Below are 13937 nucleotides of genomic sequence, written 5' to 3' on the forward strand. Positions count from 1 at the left end.
TCTGGGGATCCCGCACGTAATCGTCGCGTGGCAGGGCGGACACAGGGGCTCGGTGGCTGTATCCGAGTGACGGAGTACACCTGATCCTACGTGCTGTGTCGACAGTCACAGAACAGTCTCGGTGAGTGGGAGTGGCGCAAGTCTCATTCGTCCGGATGGCTACCTTCGCGGCACCCGGCCTACTGTCCGGCGCCCCTCATCGCGCCTCGGCCCAGACCGAGACGAAGGAGTACATCGTCGTGAAACTCAGTGCTGCATCGAAATCGATGGCGAGCCTGTTCGCCATCGTAGTGGCAACGTCCGCTTGTGCGTCGGACCGCGGTGCCGACCCGTCGGCCGGCGCGCTCGCCCCGGCAGGTGCCGTCGGCGCGGTGGCTGCCCAATCGGCCGAGGAGTCGTTCGGAACCCTCGCATCCCCGTGCGGTCCCGGTGACGCTGCAGGAAGCACCGATCAGGGGGTGAGTGATGCCGAGATCCGGATCGGCTACGGCGACGATCGGGGCTACTCGAAGAGCCCCGGACTGAACAAGGAGATCGGTGACGCAGTCGCCGCCATGATCGACTGGTGCAACGCGCAAGGCGGCATCAACGGTCGCACGATCGTCGGCACCCACTACGACGCTGCGATGATGCAGGCCAACGCCATGATGCAGAACGCGTGCGCGAGCGAGTTCATGATGGTCGGCCACGGCTTCGCCATGGACCAGACTTCCGAGCAGACACGTGTCGCCTGCAATCTCGCTGCTGTTCCCGCCTTCACGGTGTCTCCCGACGCGGCCAACGGCCCGATGACCTACCAGGGCGTCCCGTTCCCCGTCGACTATGCGAACGGCTCGCAGTGGTTCCAGATCGCCGAGATGTACCCGGAGTTGGTCGGCGATTTCGACGTCGTCGACAGCACCATGCCCACGATCATCTCGGCGAGCACCAAGATCCGGTCCATCGCGAAGGCCGCCGGTTTCACACTGAAGAACTGCGGGGTCACGCTCAACTACGAGGGGGAGTCGAGCTACGCGCCCTTCGCCGAGAAGTTCAAGCAGTGCGGGGTCAAGGGTCTGTGGACCTCGCGTTCTCCGGTCCCGGCCGAGTTCAACTTCGTGAAGGCGCTCGACCAGGCGGGCATCGATCCGATCCTGCTCGGTGAGGCCACCTGGTACGGCAACGCCGCTCAGGCGTGGAACGGCGAGAACGGCCTGCTCGACAATCTGCACGCCGGCATGACCTTCCAGATGATCGAGAACGCCGACGCGGTCCCGGCCGTGAAGAAGTACGTCGACCTCGTTTCGGAACAGGGCGGAAAGACCGCCTTGCTCGGCATGCAGGCAACCTCGTCGTTCCTGCTGTGGGCGACCGCCGCGGACGCGTGCGGATCCGATCTGACCCGTCAGTGCGTCATCGACGAGCTCTCACAGATCAACGAGTGGGACGGAGGTGGCCTGCACGCGGTCACCGATCCGGGCAACAACATGCCGGCAACCTGTGGGCTCGTCGTCAAGCTCACCGGTGCCGAGTACACCCAGGCGTTCCCGGCAGAGGCGGGCACCTTCGAGTGCGACGACCGTTACCGCGTCGCCACCGATCCGAGCACGTGGGGCACCGAACTCGGCCCCGATCGCATCGCGACGAAATACCTGAACCCGAACGTCATCAGACCGACCGTCTGATCCGAGGGCACGGTGCCGGCGAGGCGTGACACGCGCTCGCCGGCACCCCGACCAGAGGTACTCGCATGGACACCTTTCTGACCTTCACGGTCGTGGGGCTGGTGCTCGGATCGGTTTACGCGATCGCTGCATCGGGCCTCGTTCTCACCTACAACACGTCCGGCATCTTCAACTTCGCCCACGGCGCGCAGGCGATGCTCGGGGCGTTCGCCTACTGGCAACTGCGCTACGGCTGGGGTCTGCCCACGCCGGTCGCACTGCTGCTCGTGCTCGGCGTGCTCGGTCCGATGATGGGCCTGCTGCTCTATGTCGTGATCATGCGCGGGATGCGCGACACCGCCGAGGTCACCAAGATTGTCGTCACGGTGTCGATCCTGCTCGGCATGCTCTCGGTTTCGCACTGGTTCTGGCATCCGGAGACCGCCCGCACCATGTCGATGTTCTTCGGAGACCAGGCGAAGATCGAGATCTTCGGCGTCGCCATCCGCTACCACGAACTGATCTGCCTTGCGGCTGCGGCGCTGATCGCAATCGGACTGCGCGTCATGTTCGTTCGCACGCGCGCCGGTGTGGCCATGCGAGGCGTGGTCGACGATCCCGATCTACTGCGGTTGAACGGACACGACCCGGACCGGCTCGCAGCGCTGTCCTGGATGATGGGTTCGACGCTGGCGGTCCTCGCGGGTGTCCTGGTGACGCCGATCAACGGCGGCACCCTCGAAGCGAACATGCTGACCTTGCTCGTCATCGACGCGTTCGCGGCCGCGATGTTCGGCCGGCTGCGCAGTATTCCGCGCACCTTCGCGGGAGCGTTGTTCCTCGGCCTGGCGGCCACCTATGTGCTCGCCTACTTCCCGACCGCCTGGACGTGGACCTCCAACCTGCGGGTGTCCCTGCCGATGATCGCGCTGTTCGTGGTTCTCGTCGTGCTGCCGCAGGATCGACTGCGCGGCGCGGTCGTCCGTACCAGGGAGCGCTATCACGTGCCGTCGGTACGCAAGGCTGTCGCCTGGGCGGTGGCGCTCGTCGTCATCGTCTACGCCATTCGCTTGCTGATGGTGACGTCGGCGATCACCACGCTGACGATCGGCATGACCTTCGCGATCATCGCGCTGTCGCTGACCTTGCTCACCGGATATGCCGGTGAGATGAACCTGGCGCCGGTGTCCTTCGGGGCCATCGCCACGATCGTGGCATTCCATTTCGGTATCTCCGGAAGCGGATTGGCCGCCCACCTGAACCTGTGGGGCGTCGCGCTCGGTGTGGCTGTTACCGCGGTGATCGGCGGGCTCATCGCGCTCCCGGCCCTGCGGTTGCGCGGTCTCTATCTGGCTCTGGCCACCATGGCATTCGGGGTGTTCCTGTCGAACATGGTGCTGCGCGACACCACGCAGCACGAGCTGTTCGGCATCAAGTTCTCGCTGTTCACCGACGGCAACATCGCGATACCGCCGCTGAAGGTGGGGCCGCTGGACCTGCGGAACGAGACGACCTTCCTCATGACGGTGACGGTGCTCTTCGCCGTTCTCGGTGTGGGCGTCATCGCCTTGCGCAACAGCGGCTATGGACGGCGGCTCGCCGCAATGAAGGACAGTCCTGCCGCGACGGCCATGCTCGGCCAGAGCCTGGTGCGTCTCAAGCTCGGGGTGTTCACCCTTTCGGCAGGTATCGCAGGCCTGGGTGGTCTGTTCATGTCGAGCGCCATGGGCTCGGTGTCCAACGAGAGCTTCTCGATCATGGTGAGTCTGTCGCTGCTGATGCTCACCGTCGTCGCTGGAATCGGATACGTCTCCGGCGCGTTGTTCGGCGGTCTGCTGTCGGGTGTCGGTTTCGCCGTCATCATGGTGTCGTTCTCGAATCTGGCTGCGGACCAACCGGAGTTGGCCGGCATGTGGACATTCCTCGGGCATGTCGCCGCGGTCAGCCCTGCCCTGATCGGTATCGGCGTCGCCGCCAATCCGAGCGGCAGCGTCCACCAGATGGTGGAGGGCTACCGTCACCTGAAGAACGCCAAACCCGTCCTGGCCGGAGGTGCTGCGGTCGTACTCGTGTCGTATCTGCTCGCACTCCTCGGTGTGCTCGACAACTGGTGGTTCGCGTCGATCACCATCGCGACGGTCTTCATGCTCCCGGTGATGGGCCGGTGGCTGATGCCCGAAGCGGTGCTCGGTGCCGAAGAAGCACAGCGCCGCGCGCCCCTGATCCCGGAGCGGGTGGGTATCGACGAGCCCTACAGTGCGCACGCACGGGAGGAGATCGATCGTGAACTCGGCATCGACGGATATCTGCCTGTTCGCCCCGCCGGTTCGGAGAAGGAATTGATCCCCCATGGCTGACGCACCGATTCTGGAAACTCGCGGCATCACCGTGCGATTCGGTGGTCACGTCGCCGTCAAGGACGTGAGCATCGGAATCGAACCGGGAACCGTGACAGGGCTGATCGGCCCGAACGGCGCCGGGAAGACGACGCTGTTCAACACTGTCACCGGCTTGCAGCGCCCCACGGCCGGAAAGGTATTCCTCGACGGCCGGGACATCACTTCCCTGCCGCCGTACAAACGGGCTCGGATGGGTATGGCTCGCACCTTCCAGCGCCTCGAGCTGTTCGTGTCGCTTTCCGTACGGGACAATCTCCGGGTAGCGGGTGACATCCACAATGCCAACGGAAACAACAAGATCGACGTCGATGCGGAAGCCGATCGCCTTCTCGAGCTGACCGGACTGTCCGATATCGCGAACACGGACGTCTCGGATGTTCCCACCGGCCGGGCTCGCGTCGTGGAGGTCGCTCGGGCGTTGATGACGTCCCCGCGCGTGCTGCTGCTCGACGAGCCCGCGTCCGGGCAGACGGAGCAGGAAACCGAGGCGTTCGCCGGCCTGCTCCGTGAACTGGCAGACGACGGACTCGCGATATGTCTTGTCGAACACGATATTCCGCTCGTGATGAAGATCTGCTCGAGGATCCATGTACTCGACTACGGGGCGGTACTGGCGAGCGGTCTTCCGGACGAGATCAAGAACGATCCGGCAGTGATCAATGCCTACATCGGCACCGAAGAGGAGGCGGTATGAGCACCGAACCTTTGCTCGAACTGTCCGGTGTCCGAGCCGGATACGGAGCCATCGAGGTGTTGCACGGTGTAGACCTCGTGCTCGGACCCGGAACGGTGGTCGCGTTGCTCGGACCCAATGGCGGTGGGAAGACGACAACTCTGCGCGTGTGCTCCGGAATCCATCCCGTGTCCTCGGGAGAGTTCCGGTTGGCCGGCCGTGTCGTCAACGGGGTGTCCGCAGCCGAACTCGCACGCCTGGGCGTGTGTTCGATTCCGGAAGGGCGGGGCGTCTTCCCCAACCTCACTGTGCGCGAGAACCTCTGGATCGCGACGGGCACCGGGGTGTCGCTCGCGGACCTCGAAGAGGTGGCCTATACCCGGTTCCCGGTGCTCGGTGAACGACGGTCGCAGTTGGCCGGTTCGATGTCCGGTGGCGAGCAGCAGATGCTCGCGCTGTCGCGGGCGCTGGGGACCCATCCGACGGTGCTGCTCCTCGACGAGCTGTCGATGGGCTTGGCGCCACGTATCGTTTCCCAGATCTACGACATCGTCGGCGAACTCGCTGCCGAGGGTGTATCGATTCTCGTCGCCGAGCAGTTCGCACGTGCAGTCCTTCCGATCGCCACCAGCGCCGCGCTGATGCTGCAGGGCCGCGTGGTGCGTACCGGTGACCCGGCGGAAATCGAAGAAGAACTTTCCACCACCTATCTAGGAGGATGACCATGACCGCACTCGTCGACGAACGACGTGAACAGTTCAAGAAGGATGTCGCGGCACTGGGGCTCGACGCTCCCCGCTCCGGATCGGGTGGAAAAGCCCGGATCATCGGCCTGATTCTGATGGTGGTCGGGGCGGCGGCGGTCTTCGTCGTCTACATCGCCTCGCTGACACTGTCCGACGCCCGCGACCTGCTGTCCTATCAATTGCTGGCCTTGGGATTCGTGGCGATCACTCTGGTCGGCGCTGCCGTCTATCTCGCGGCTGCCGTCACCCGTGTCCTGAGCCTGTGGTTGGTCAGGCAACTGCTCGAGAGCAGCGCGCAGGCCGAGCGGTTCGCGGAGGCTGTCGTGCGCAAGGACTGACATCCGGTGTGCCGAGAGTCGATACGGCAAACGACGGCCCATCCCCCTTACGGGAGGATGGGCCGTCGCTCGTCGTCGAACCCGTCGGATCAGCTACCTGCGGCCTCGAGGCCCGCGGTGATGTCGGCGAGGATGTCGTCGATGTGCTCGATGCCCACTGCGAGCCGCACGAGGCCCGGAGTGACGCCCGCGGCGAACTGCTCGTCGACCGTGAGCTGAGAGTGCGTCGTCGACGCGGGGTGGATGACCAGCGACCGGACGTCGCCGATGTTCGCGACGTGGCTGTGCAGGGTCAGCGCGTTGACGAACCGCTTGCCTGCGTCGATGCCGCCGGCGAGTTCGAACACCACGATTGCGCCCGCGCCCTTGGGAGTCAGCGCCTGCGCGCGGTCGTACCACGGCGAGGACTTCAGGCCGGCGTACGCGACCGATGCGACCTCGGGGCGGCTCTCGAGGAACTCGGCGACCTTCTGGGCGTTCTCCACGTGCCGTTCGATGCGCAGGCTCAGCGTTTCGAGGCCCTGCGAGATGAGGAATGCGTTGAACGGCGAGACCGCCGCACCGACGTCACGCAGCAGCTGCACGCGCGCCTTGAGTGCGAAGGCCGGTGCACCGAGGTCGGCGAAGACGACACCGTGGTAGCTCGGATCGGGTGTCGTGAAGCCGGGATGCCGGCCCTGCGTCCAGTCGAACTTGCCACCGTCGACGATGACGCCGGCGATCGCCGTTCCGTGGCCACCGAGGTACTTGGTGGCGGAGTGCACGACGATGTCGGCACCGTGCTCGAGCGGACGCAGCAGGTAGGGAGTGGCGACCGTGTTGTCGACGATCAGCGGCAGCCCGTTCTCATGGGCGACCTCGGAGATGCCGGGCAGGTCGAGGATGTGGTTCTTCGGGTTGGCGATCGTCTCACCGAAGAACGCGCGCGTGTTGTCGCGGATGGCCTCGCGCCAGTGGTCGAGGTTGTCGGGATCCTCGACGAAGGTGACCTCGATGCCCAGCTTGGGCAGCGTGTAGTGGAACAGGTTGTAGGTGCCGCCGTAGAGATAGGGGCTCGACACGATGTGGTCGCCGGCCTGCGCCAGGTTGAGAATCGCGAAGGTCTCCGCGGCCTGGCCGGACGCGAGCAGAAGGGCGGCGACGCCACCTTCGAGGGCGGCGATGCGCTGCTCGACCGCGTCCTGCGTCGGATTCATGATGCGGGTGTAGATGTTGCCCGGCTCGGCCAGGCCGAACAGCGCTGCGGCGTGATCGGTGCTGTCGAAGGTGTAGCTGGTGGTCTGGTAGATCGGGAGCGCCCGGGCCTTCGTGTCGCCGCCGGCGGGCTGGCCCACGTGGATCTGCTTGGTCTCGAAGCTCCAGTTCGCGCTGGGGTCGATTGCGTCGGGGGTGGTGTCACTCATGGTTCTGCTCCGGATTCGGGAGATGGTCGGATCGTCGACGTGCTGACCTTCGGGCCTCGGGCACGACGCCACCGCGGGGTGGCCGTCGTGGGGGCAGGGGCGGGTGCGGCGGTCAGCGGGCCCGGCACCCGCAGATACACGAAAGGTGTGCACGACGGTGCGGTCGCTGTGCCGACCACTCGTACGTCTTGCTCACGGTCCCGACAATAACCTGTCCGGCCGATCCCGACCAGACACGTAGGGATTCCCTCCCGTCGAAGTCTTCGCAGCGGCGTACCTACAGTCTGTGTGCACCTCTTCCGGTGGCCCCTGTGATACTGCTAACGTACTGGAACAGATTCCAGTTTCATGAGGCGCGCAGGGTCGTGGCCAGGACTTATGGAGGTGCAGTTGACCGCCGTCGACTCCTCGCTCGAGCCCGTCGGAACCTCGGCGAAGCGTGAACTTCCGCCATCGATGGTCGACCGGATGACCTTGATCCTCGAGGCATTCGACAGTCGAGGCGCCCTCACTCTCGAAGAGGTCACCTGTCGCTCGGGTCTGCCGCGCTCGACTGTGCACCGGATCCTCGATCATCTCGTTCGCCGCGACTGGATCGAGCACGCATCCTTCGGGTACTGCCTCGGCTCGCGTGCTCTCGGCCTCGGTGGCAGCGACACCGGGCACCGCCGCATCCGGGAGGCCGCCGCACCGCATCTCCACGACCTGGCGATGCAGACCGGTGCCGTGGTGCATCTGACGGTCCTCGAAGGAAACGAGGTGCTCTACCTCGACAAGGTCGGTGGACAGCTCGTGTCCAGCGTGCCGTCGCGTGTCGGCGGACGATTCCCTGCCTACGCGACCGCGGCCGGAAAGGCCATCCTGGCGTGGCTCGAACCCGAACGCATCGATGCCCTCTACGGCAAGCAGTTGATCCCGTGCACCGAGCGCACGATCCGCGACCAGGTGGCGCTGCATCAGGAACTCAATCGCATCCGCAAGCGCCGCGGTGTCGCCTTCGAGCGCGAGGAGGCGGCACGCGGCATCGGATGTGTGGGTGTCGCGCTCCGCGGTGTCGACGGTCCGGTCGCGGCTCTGTCGCTGGCCGCGGATGCCCGCTCGACCCGTCTGGAATGGGTGGCTCCGATCGTGGCCGACACCGCCCGGAAGATCACGCGATTGCTCTTCCCGGAGCAGGAGCGCGACGACACTCTGGCCGGTGCCACCGAAAAGGTCGGCTGACGCCACCACTTGCTCTACAGACGACCCGTGCGCAGTTCTCGTCGTGGACCCTCTGGGGATCGACGGCAAGAACTGCGCACGCGGTCGTTTCGGGCTGGCCCCCCCTCAGAGCAGGTGGACCTTCTTGTAGAGGATCTTCGACGGTCCGCCGACGAGGCCGACACTGTCGAGGAAGGTCATGAGCTTGGCGCCCGACTTGCGCACCCGATCGTGATAGTGCTTGTTGCCCTTGGCTTCCCGAAGCGCGCGTTCGCGGTCGAGGCCGGCATTGGCGTAGACGTCCGGGTGGATCATGCTCTTGACGACGAAGAACACCACGAGGGCGGTGTTGAAACGCTCGATGGCGAGTCGTGCACGACTCGCCCCGGCGAGGCGGCGTGCCACCTCCTCGCGGGCGAACCGGATGTGACGCGCTTCTTCGAGGACGTGGATCTTCGACACCGCCCGGGTGACGGGCTGGACCCGCTCGTCGCGCATGAAGTCGCGCTGCATCATGTCGAGGATCTCCTCGGCAGCCATGACGGCGGCGTAGGCGTTGGCGCCCTTGAAGAAGTGGCCCCACAGGCGGCCGAGCTGGTGGATGTAACGCGCAGGCCCGTAGCCCGGCATGTTCAGTCGCTCGCCGGCGCGTGCGAACATCACCGAATGGCGGCACTCGTCGGCGACTTCGGTGAGAGCGAACTGGACGTGGCGCGAATGCTTGTCGCGGTCGTAGACGTCACGCAGGAGCATCTGCATGAGCAGGATCTCGAACCACAGGCCGACGCTCGATACGCTCGCGGCCTCGTGCTTCGTCAGCTCGATGCGCTGTTCGTCGGTGAGTTCGTCCCACAGTGCAGTGCCGTAGAGCGTGCTCCACTCGGGTGTCATGCCGAACTTGTCGTCCGGGACGGGGGCTTCCCAGTCGACCTCGACGACAGGGTCGTACGACTTGCGCGCCGACGAGGCGAGCAGCCGTGCGGCCGTTTCCTCGCGATCGGACAGTGCGACGCCGGGAACGAAGCCCTTGCTGGTCTCGCGGGTTAGCGATGCGGTCATGTCTCCACCTTTTAGTGTGACGACTGGTAACTGTTATCTAGGTTAGCGTGACACCGCGCACAGCACAATGCCCGCGACTCGTGTCGCGGGCATCGGGAAGAACCGGTGGCGGATGTCTACGAGCGTCCGGGCGCCCAGAAGGCCGAGATCACGGCACCGATCAGCAGGATCGCAGCTACCGCCCACGACGCTTGCTGGAGTCCGTCGAGGAATGCGTTCTGTGCGAGCTCGGCGAGCTGCTCGCCCTGCGGACCGGCCTGCTCCGCGACCGCTATCGCCGCGGCGAGCGAATCCTGAACTGCGGACCGTGCCGGTTCGGGAATCATCGGTGCGACCGGATCGACTCCGTGGCCGTAGGCCGCGGCAAGGACGCTACCCGTGATCGCGACGCCGATCGCCGCACCGATCTCCCGAGTCGCGTCGTTGACGGCCGATGCCACCCCGAGCTGGTCCTCGGGGGTATTGGTGACGATCGCGTGCGTCGCAGGAGCCGTGCAGATTCCGACGCCGAAGCCCGCGACCGTCAATGTGAACGCCACTTCGACGTACGAGGACTCGGCGTCGAGCAGGCCCATGAGGGCGAGGCCGAGGCCGATCAGGGCCAGACCGGCGCTCAGCAGCACGCGGATACCGGTCCGCTTCAACAGGATCGGTACCGCGAGGGACAGTCCCATAACCACGAAGAAGATCGGTGTCAGTGCCAGCGAGGCGCGAAGCGGCGAATAACCGAGCACGAGCTGCAGATACTGCACGATCAGGAAGAAGAGACCGAAGCCGGCGAGATACTGGAACGCCAGTCCGGCCGCGCCCGCCCCGAAGGCCCGCCCGGTGAACAGGCGCACATCCAGCAACGGCGCTTTCGATCGAAGTTCGACGAGGACGAAGCCGGCGGCGGCGACCAGGCCCGTGATCATCGCCCCCAGCGTCACGACGTCCGCCCATCCGCGGTGTGGGCCTTCCATCACACCGAGGACGAAAAGTCCCACTGCGAGGACGACGAGGATCCCTCCGCCGAAGTCGAACGGCAGCGGTTGCGCCGATCGCGACGATCCGATGGTGAGTGATACGCCGACCAGCACGAGCGCGATGGCGGCCGAGCCACCGAAAATCACCTGCCACGACGCGTACTCGAGGACCAGTCCCGAGAGGATCATCCCGAGTACGGCCCCTGATCCGGCCACACCAGCCCAGATGCCGATCACCCGCGCGCGCTGCGCCTCGACGAAACCGGCAGTGATCAAGGACAGTGTCGACGGCATGACGAGCGCCGCGCCGACCCCCGCGACCGCTCTGGCCCCGATGATCCACAAGGGTGCGTCGGCGAACAACGGCATCAGCGAGCCGAATGCGAACACGATCAGCCCCACGATCATGACACCGCGACGGCCGAACCGGTCGCCGAGCGCACCCGCAGGCAGGAGCAGGGCTGCCAGCGCCAGGGTGTAGCCGTCGACGATCCACGTCAACTGGCTCTGCGTGGCCCCGGTGTCGACCGCGATGTCCGGCAAGGCCGTGTTCAGGGATGCCATCGCGGCGATGACCACGGCGACCGCAGAGCACGCGACGGCGAGCAGTCGGATCTGCGCCCCGGTCATGCGGGGCGGGGCACTCGGATTCGTGGTCGGGCTGGCGGTGTCGGACACGGGAGCCTTCCGGAAGCGGAGGAAATGCCGGGAACCGAGAAACGAGACTATCGGTATCGTAGCGGAACCGCTGGTCTTGCAACACGCTCAGCGCGCAGCGACTACAACTGGAGATGTGAGCGTCGACCCCGGAGCGCAGTCCCGTCATGAACCTGTCGCTCGGCTCGGCAGCGTTGCCCGCGACGAAGACCCCCGCAGGGTGCGATCGCGGGCGCGCCTGCTCGACGCGGCGACCGCACTGCTGGCGACCGGCGGCGCCGACGCGGTCACGATCGATGCAGTCACCGCGTCCGCGGGTGTGGCCCGCGCGACGCTCTACCGTCACTTCGCCAACGGCACCGAGTTGATTGCCGCAGCCTTCGCGCGGCTGCTCCCACCGGCTCCGCCCGTACCGGACGGCGGAGACCTTCGCACACGGCTGGTCGAACTGCTCGCCGCGCAGGCACGCATCATCGAGGAAGCGCCCATCCCGCTGACGGCGATGTGCTGGATGGGTCTGGGACCGGGGCTCGGTGAACTCGTGAAGGAGCCGGGTCGCGAGGCCCGTCCCGAACTGCAGTCGCTACGCGAGATCCTCGTCGACCGGTACCGCTCGTCGTTCGACCGCGTGCTCGCCACTGCCGATGCCCGCAGCGAACTCGGGGAATTCGACTACGACCTCGCCCTGGTCCAGTTGCTCGGGCCGATCGTCTTCAACCGACTCGCCACGCTCGCGCCGCTCGACCGGCGCGCATGCGAGCACATCGTCGACGATTTCATCGCTGCGCGCAGGGCGCGCAGGGCGGATCGTTAGAGGCCCATGTCCTCGTCGCCGAGAGCGTCTGCTCCGGCGCTCGCCTCTCGGTCCTCGTACGGGCGACGCAGTACGTACAAGCGGGAATGGTGGAAATCCCGCAGCCGTAGGGTACGCACCGTCTGGAACCGGAACTCTTCGCAGTCGGCGAGCGCGTCGGCGAGGTTCTCGTCGACGAGGATCGTGCCGGGCCGCGCGGCACCGGTGAGGCGGGCTGCGATGTTGACGACCGAACCGAACAGGTCGCCGAAGCGGGGCAGGGCCTGGCCCCATGCCAATCCGACCCGCAGATCGGGGTAGTCCTTCTGGGCGACGAACGAATCCTGCAGGTCGAGTGCGATACGCGCGGCGTCGACAGGTCGTTCGGCCGCGAACATCACCTCGTCACCGACGGTCTTGATCACCCAGCCGTTGTGCCGGGCGATGACGTCGGAGACCTCCGATTCGAAGTAGTCGAGCAGTTCGCTCAACGCGGCGGCATCGATCTGCCGGGTCAGCCGCGTGTATCCGACCATGTCCGCGAAGCCGACGACGAGTTCGTGGAGCTCGCCGGAATCCTGCGGTCGCGCCGCGGTCCGGGCGGTCGTGGCCACGAGGTGCCGGCGCCACATATGGCTCTGCAGGCCCACCGTGAGCTCGGCCGTGCGCTCGACGATGTGGTCGACGAGCGCACGGATCTCCTCCTCCTGCGGGGGCGTGTCCGCCTTCTCGTAGGCAGCGGCGAGTCGCGTGAACACGTGGGTGTTGAGCAGATTCAGCTGCCACTCGGTCAACCGCGACATCGACTGGCCGATCGACCGGGCGGCGGGCACCTCGAGGCGTTCGTCGATCGCTCCGCTCTCGATGATCGCCGCTGTGCAACGCAGCGCTTCGACGTCCCCGTCGGTGAACATCACCACGTCCGGATCGGGATCGACGGTCAGACCGAGGGCCTGCCAGAGTCGGCGCACACGATCGGGTTCGAGCCCACACGACTCGGCCACCTCGGTCAACGTGTAGCGAAGAGGGCCTCCGAGCAGCGCGTTCTCCAGTTGTGACTGGATCACGGACAGCACGTCGGTTCCTGATGCGGGTGCCGGATCGGACGGGGTCACGCATCCATCCTTACCGTGCCCGGCTCGCACGTGCGCGGCAGGTCGCACGGAACACGTGCGCACGGTGTCGTACAGATGTGCGACAGTGACCGTCATCGAAGCCCTGCCGACCCTTCGGCGCACCGAGAGAGGACGTCGCATGCCGCCCCGCAGACGCGCGGATCACCTTACGGAGGAACAACTCGGAGAGCTCGGCGCGGCTCTCGCGGAGGGGCGCCGCGCGACCGTCTACCTCGTGGAAGGTATTCCGAGTCTCGGCATCGATCCCGGGACGTCGGCGCGCGTGATATCGATCAGCGGGAGCACGGTTACAGTGCGGCCCAAGGGCGTCGACGACGAGTTGCCCTTCGAGGTCGACGAACTGCGCTCGACCCGAGAGCCGGCCGGAGCGAAGCGTCCCCCTGCGAAGGCCGCGAACGCGTCCGCCCCCGCACAGCCCGCGCCACCGGCGAAAGCTGTACCTGTGAGGCCTGCAGCCCCGAAACCTGCAACCCCGAAACCTGCTGCCGCCCCCCGCGCCGAGGAGAAGACACCCGTGAACCAGACGACCCCCATTTCGTCCGAGGCTTCCGCCCCCCGCCCGTCTGCGGTTGCGGCGGCGAAGCCGAAGGCCCCGGCCCGCAAGACGAAGAAGGCGCCGTCGATCACGATCACCCTCACCATCGATCCGGAGAACGAGTGGACCGTGGGGGTCGCGCACGGCACCCGCAAGGTCGGAAAACCCACGCCGGTCGCGCCCGACGCCGTCGAACGGGCGGTCGGTGAACTCGGCGATCCGACAGCGACCGAAGCGGTCCAATCGGTCATCGAAGAAGCTCGTCGTGCGGCCGAAGAGCGGGTCGCGCAGCTCAGCCGAGAACTCGAAGAAGCCCGTCAAGCTCTGGAAAGCTTGGGCACAACCCGGAAATCTGAAGGAAACCTCTAGTACGCTCATTCCGACGGCCGC

12 protein-coding genes are annotated in these 13937 nt (G+C 66.1%); 8 read left to right on the plus strand and 4 right to left on the minus strand.

Annotated features, from left to right (window positions below):
• Positions 1 to 266 precede the first annotated feature (266 nt).
• The 5 genes from ABZ789_RS07295 (at position 267) to ABZ789_RS07315 (ending at position 5799) form a co-directional block, all read left to right on the plus strand.
• Positions 267 to 1664, plus strand: a complete 1398-nt coding sequence (locus ABZ789_RS07295) for an ABC transporter substrate-binding protein (RefSeq protein ID WP_358421253.1) — start codon at positions 267 to 269, stop codon at positions 1662 to 1664.
• Between the two features lie 65 nt (positions 1665 to 1729).
• Positions 1730 to 4000, plus strand: coding sequence for an ABC transporter permease (locus ABZ789_RS07300; RefSeq protein WP_358421120.1), 2271 nt, complete (start codon positions 1730 to 1732; stop codon positions 3998 to 4000).
• Positions 3993 to 4736, plus strand: coding sequence for an ABC transporter ATP-binding protein (locus tag ABZ789_RS07305; protein ID WP_358421123.1), 744 nt, complete (start codon positions 3993 to 3995; stop codon positions 4734 to 4736). Before ABZ789_RS07300 ends, ABZ789_RS07305 begins: the two co-directional genes overlap by 8 nt.
• Positions 4733 to 5437, plus strand: a complete 705-nt coding sequence (locus ABZ789_RS07310) for an ABC transporter ATP-binding protein (protein WP_358421126.1) — start codon at positions 4733 to 4735, stop codon at positions 5435 to 5437. The genes ABZ789_RS07305 and ABZ789_RS07310 overlap by 4 nt, the downstream gene beginning before the upstream one ends.
• The gene (locus ABZ789_RS07315; protein WP_358421129.1) at positions 5434 to 5799 is read left to right on the plus strand and encodes a hypothetical protein; all 366 of its coding nucleotides are present in this window, start codon (positions 5434 to 5436) and stop codon (positions 5797 to 5799) included. Before ABZ789_RS07310 ends, ABZ789_RS07315 begins: the two co-directional genes overlap by 4 nt.
• An 89-nt stretch (positions 5800 to 5888) precedes the next feature.
• Here ABZ789_RS07315 and ABZ789_RS07320 read toward each other — a convergent pair whose 3' ends face one another.
• The gene (locus ABZ789_RS07320; protein WP_358421132.1) at positions 5889 to 7202 is read right to left on the minus strand and encodes a bifunctional o-acetylhomoserine/o-acetylserine sulfhydrylase; all 1314 of its coding nucleotides are present in this window, start codon (positions 7200 to 7202) and stop codon (positions 5889 to 5891) included.
• A 378-nt stretch (positions 7203 to 7580) separates the two neighbouring features.
• Between ABZ789_RS07320 and ABZ789_RS07325 the strand changes: the two genes are divergently transcribed.
• The gene (locus ABZ789_RS07325; protein ID WP_358421135.1) at positions 7581 to 8423 is read left to right on the plus strand and encodes an IclR family transcriptional regulator; all 843 of its coding nucleotides are present in this window, start codon (positions 7581 to 7583) and stop codon (positions 8421 to 8423) included.
• Positions 8424 to 8528: 105 nt separating this feature from the next.
• Here the strand turns inward: ABZ789_RS07325 and ABZ789_RS07330 are convergent, their stop codons facing one another.
• On the minus strand, positions 8529 to 9461 hold the full coding sequence (locus ABZ789_RS07330) for a diiron oxygenase (protein WP_358421138.1): 933 nt from the start codon (positions 9459 to 9461) through the stop codon (positions 8529 to 8531).
• A gap of 116 nt (positions 9462 to 9577) precedes the next feature.
• A complete protein-coding gene (locus ABZ789_RS07335; RefSeq protein ID WP_358421141.1) occupies positions 9578 to 11104 on the minus strand; it encodes an MFS transporter in 1527 nt (508 codons plus the stop codon).
• 199 nt (positions 11105 to 11303) lie between these two features.
• Here ABZ789_RS07335 and ABZ789_RS07340 point away from each other — a divergent pair, with 199 nt between their 5' ends.
• Entirely contained in the window at positions 11304 to 11897 is a 594-nt protein-coding gene (locus ABZ789_RS07340) for a TetR/AcrR family transcriptional regulator (protein WP_358421256.1), read from the plus strand.
• On the opposite strand, the gene ABZ789_RS07345 is transcribed toward ABZ789_RS07340, so the two are convergent.
• Positions 11894 to 12991 (minus strand): adenylate/guanylate cyclase domain-containing protein, encoded by a 1098-nt coding sequence (locus ABZ789_RS07345; protein WP_358421144.1) that lies wholly within the window; start codon positions 12989 to 12991, stop codon positions 11894 to 11896. The two genes, ABZ789_RS07340 and ABZ789_RS07345, sit on opposite strands and share 4 nt — an antisense overlap.
• 139 nt (positions 12992 to 13130) lie before the next feature.
• Between ABZ789_RS07345 and ABZ789_RS07350 the strand changes: the two genes are divergently transcribed.
• Complete coding sequence (locus ABZ789_RS07350) at positions 13131 to 13916, plus strand: DUF6319 family protein (protein ID WP_358421147.1); 786 nt, start codon at positions 13131 to 13133, stop codon at positions 13914 to 13916.
• Positions 13917 to 13937: the final 21 nt, after the last annotated feature.

The sequence above is a fragment of the Rhodococcus sp. NPDC047139 genome, from assembly GCF_040643435.1.
Taxonomy (GTDB): Bacteria; Actinomycetota; Actinomycetes; order Mycobacteriales; family Mycobacteriaceae; genus Rhodococcus.

Bases quoted from the DNA above. Each gene is read 5' to 3' on its own strand.
- ABZ789_RS07315 (WP_358421129.1), top strand. From the start codon at position 5,434: ATGACCATGACCGCACTCGTCGACGAACGACGTGAACAGTTCAAGAAG.
- ABZ789_RS07305 (WP_358421123.1), top strand. From the start codon at position 3,993: ATGGCTGACGCACCGATTCTGGAAACTCGCGGCATCACCGTGCGATTC.
- ABZ789_RS07295 (WP_358421253.1), top strand. From the start codon at position 267: ATGGCGAGCCTGTTCGCCATCGTAGTGGCAACGTCCGCTTGTGCGTCG.
- ABZ789_RS07320 (WP_358421132.1), bottom strand. From the start codon at position 7,202: ATGAGTGACACCACCCCCGACGCAATCGACCCCAGCGCGAACTGGAGC.
- ABZ789_RS07300 (WP_358421120.1), top strand. From the start codon at position 1,730: ATGGACACCTTTCTGACCTTCACGGTCGTGGGGCTGGTGCTCGGATCG.
- ABZ789_RS07330 (WP_358421138.1), bottom strand. From the start codon at position 9,461: ATGACCGCATCGCTAACCCGCGAGACCAGCAAGGGCTTCGTTCCCGGC.
- ABZ789_RS07325 (WP_358421135.1), top strand. From the start codon at position 7,581: ATGGAGGTGCAGTTGACCGCCGTCGACTCCTCGCTCGAGCCCGTCGGA.
- ABZ789_RS07350 (WP_358421147.1), top strand. From the start codon at position 13,131: ATGCCGCCCCGCAGACGCGCGGATCACCTTACGGAGGAACAACTCGGA.
- ABZ789_RS07310 (WP_358421126.1), top strand. From the start codon at position 4,733: ATGAGCACCGAACCTTTGCTCGAACTGTCCGGTGTCCGAGCCGGATAC.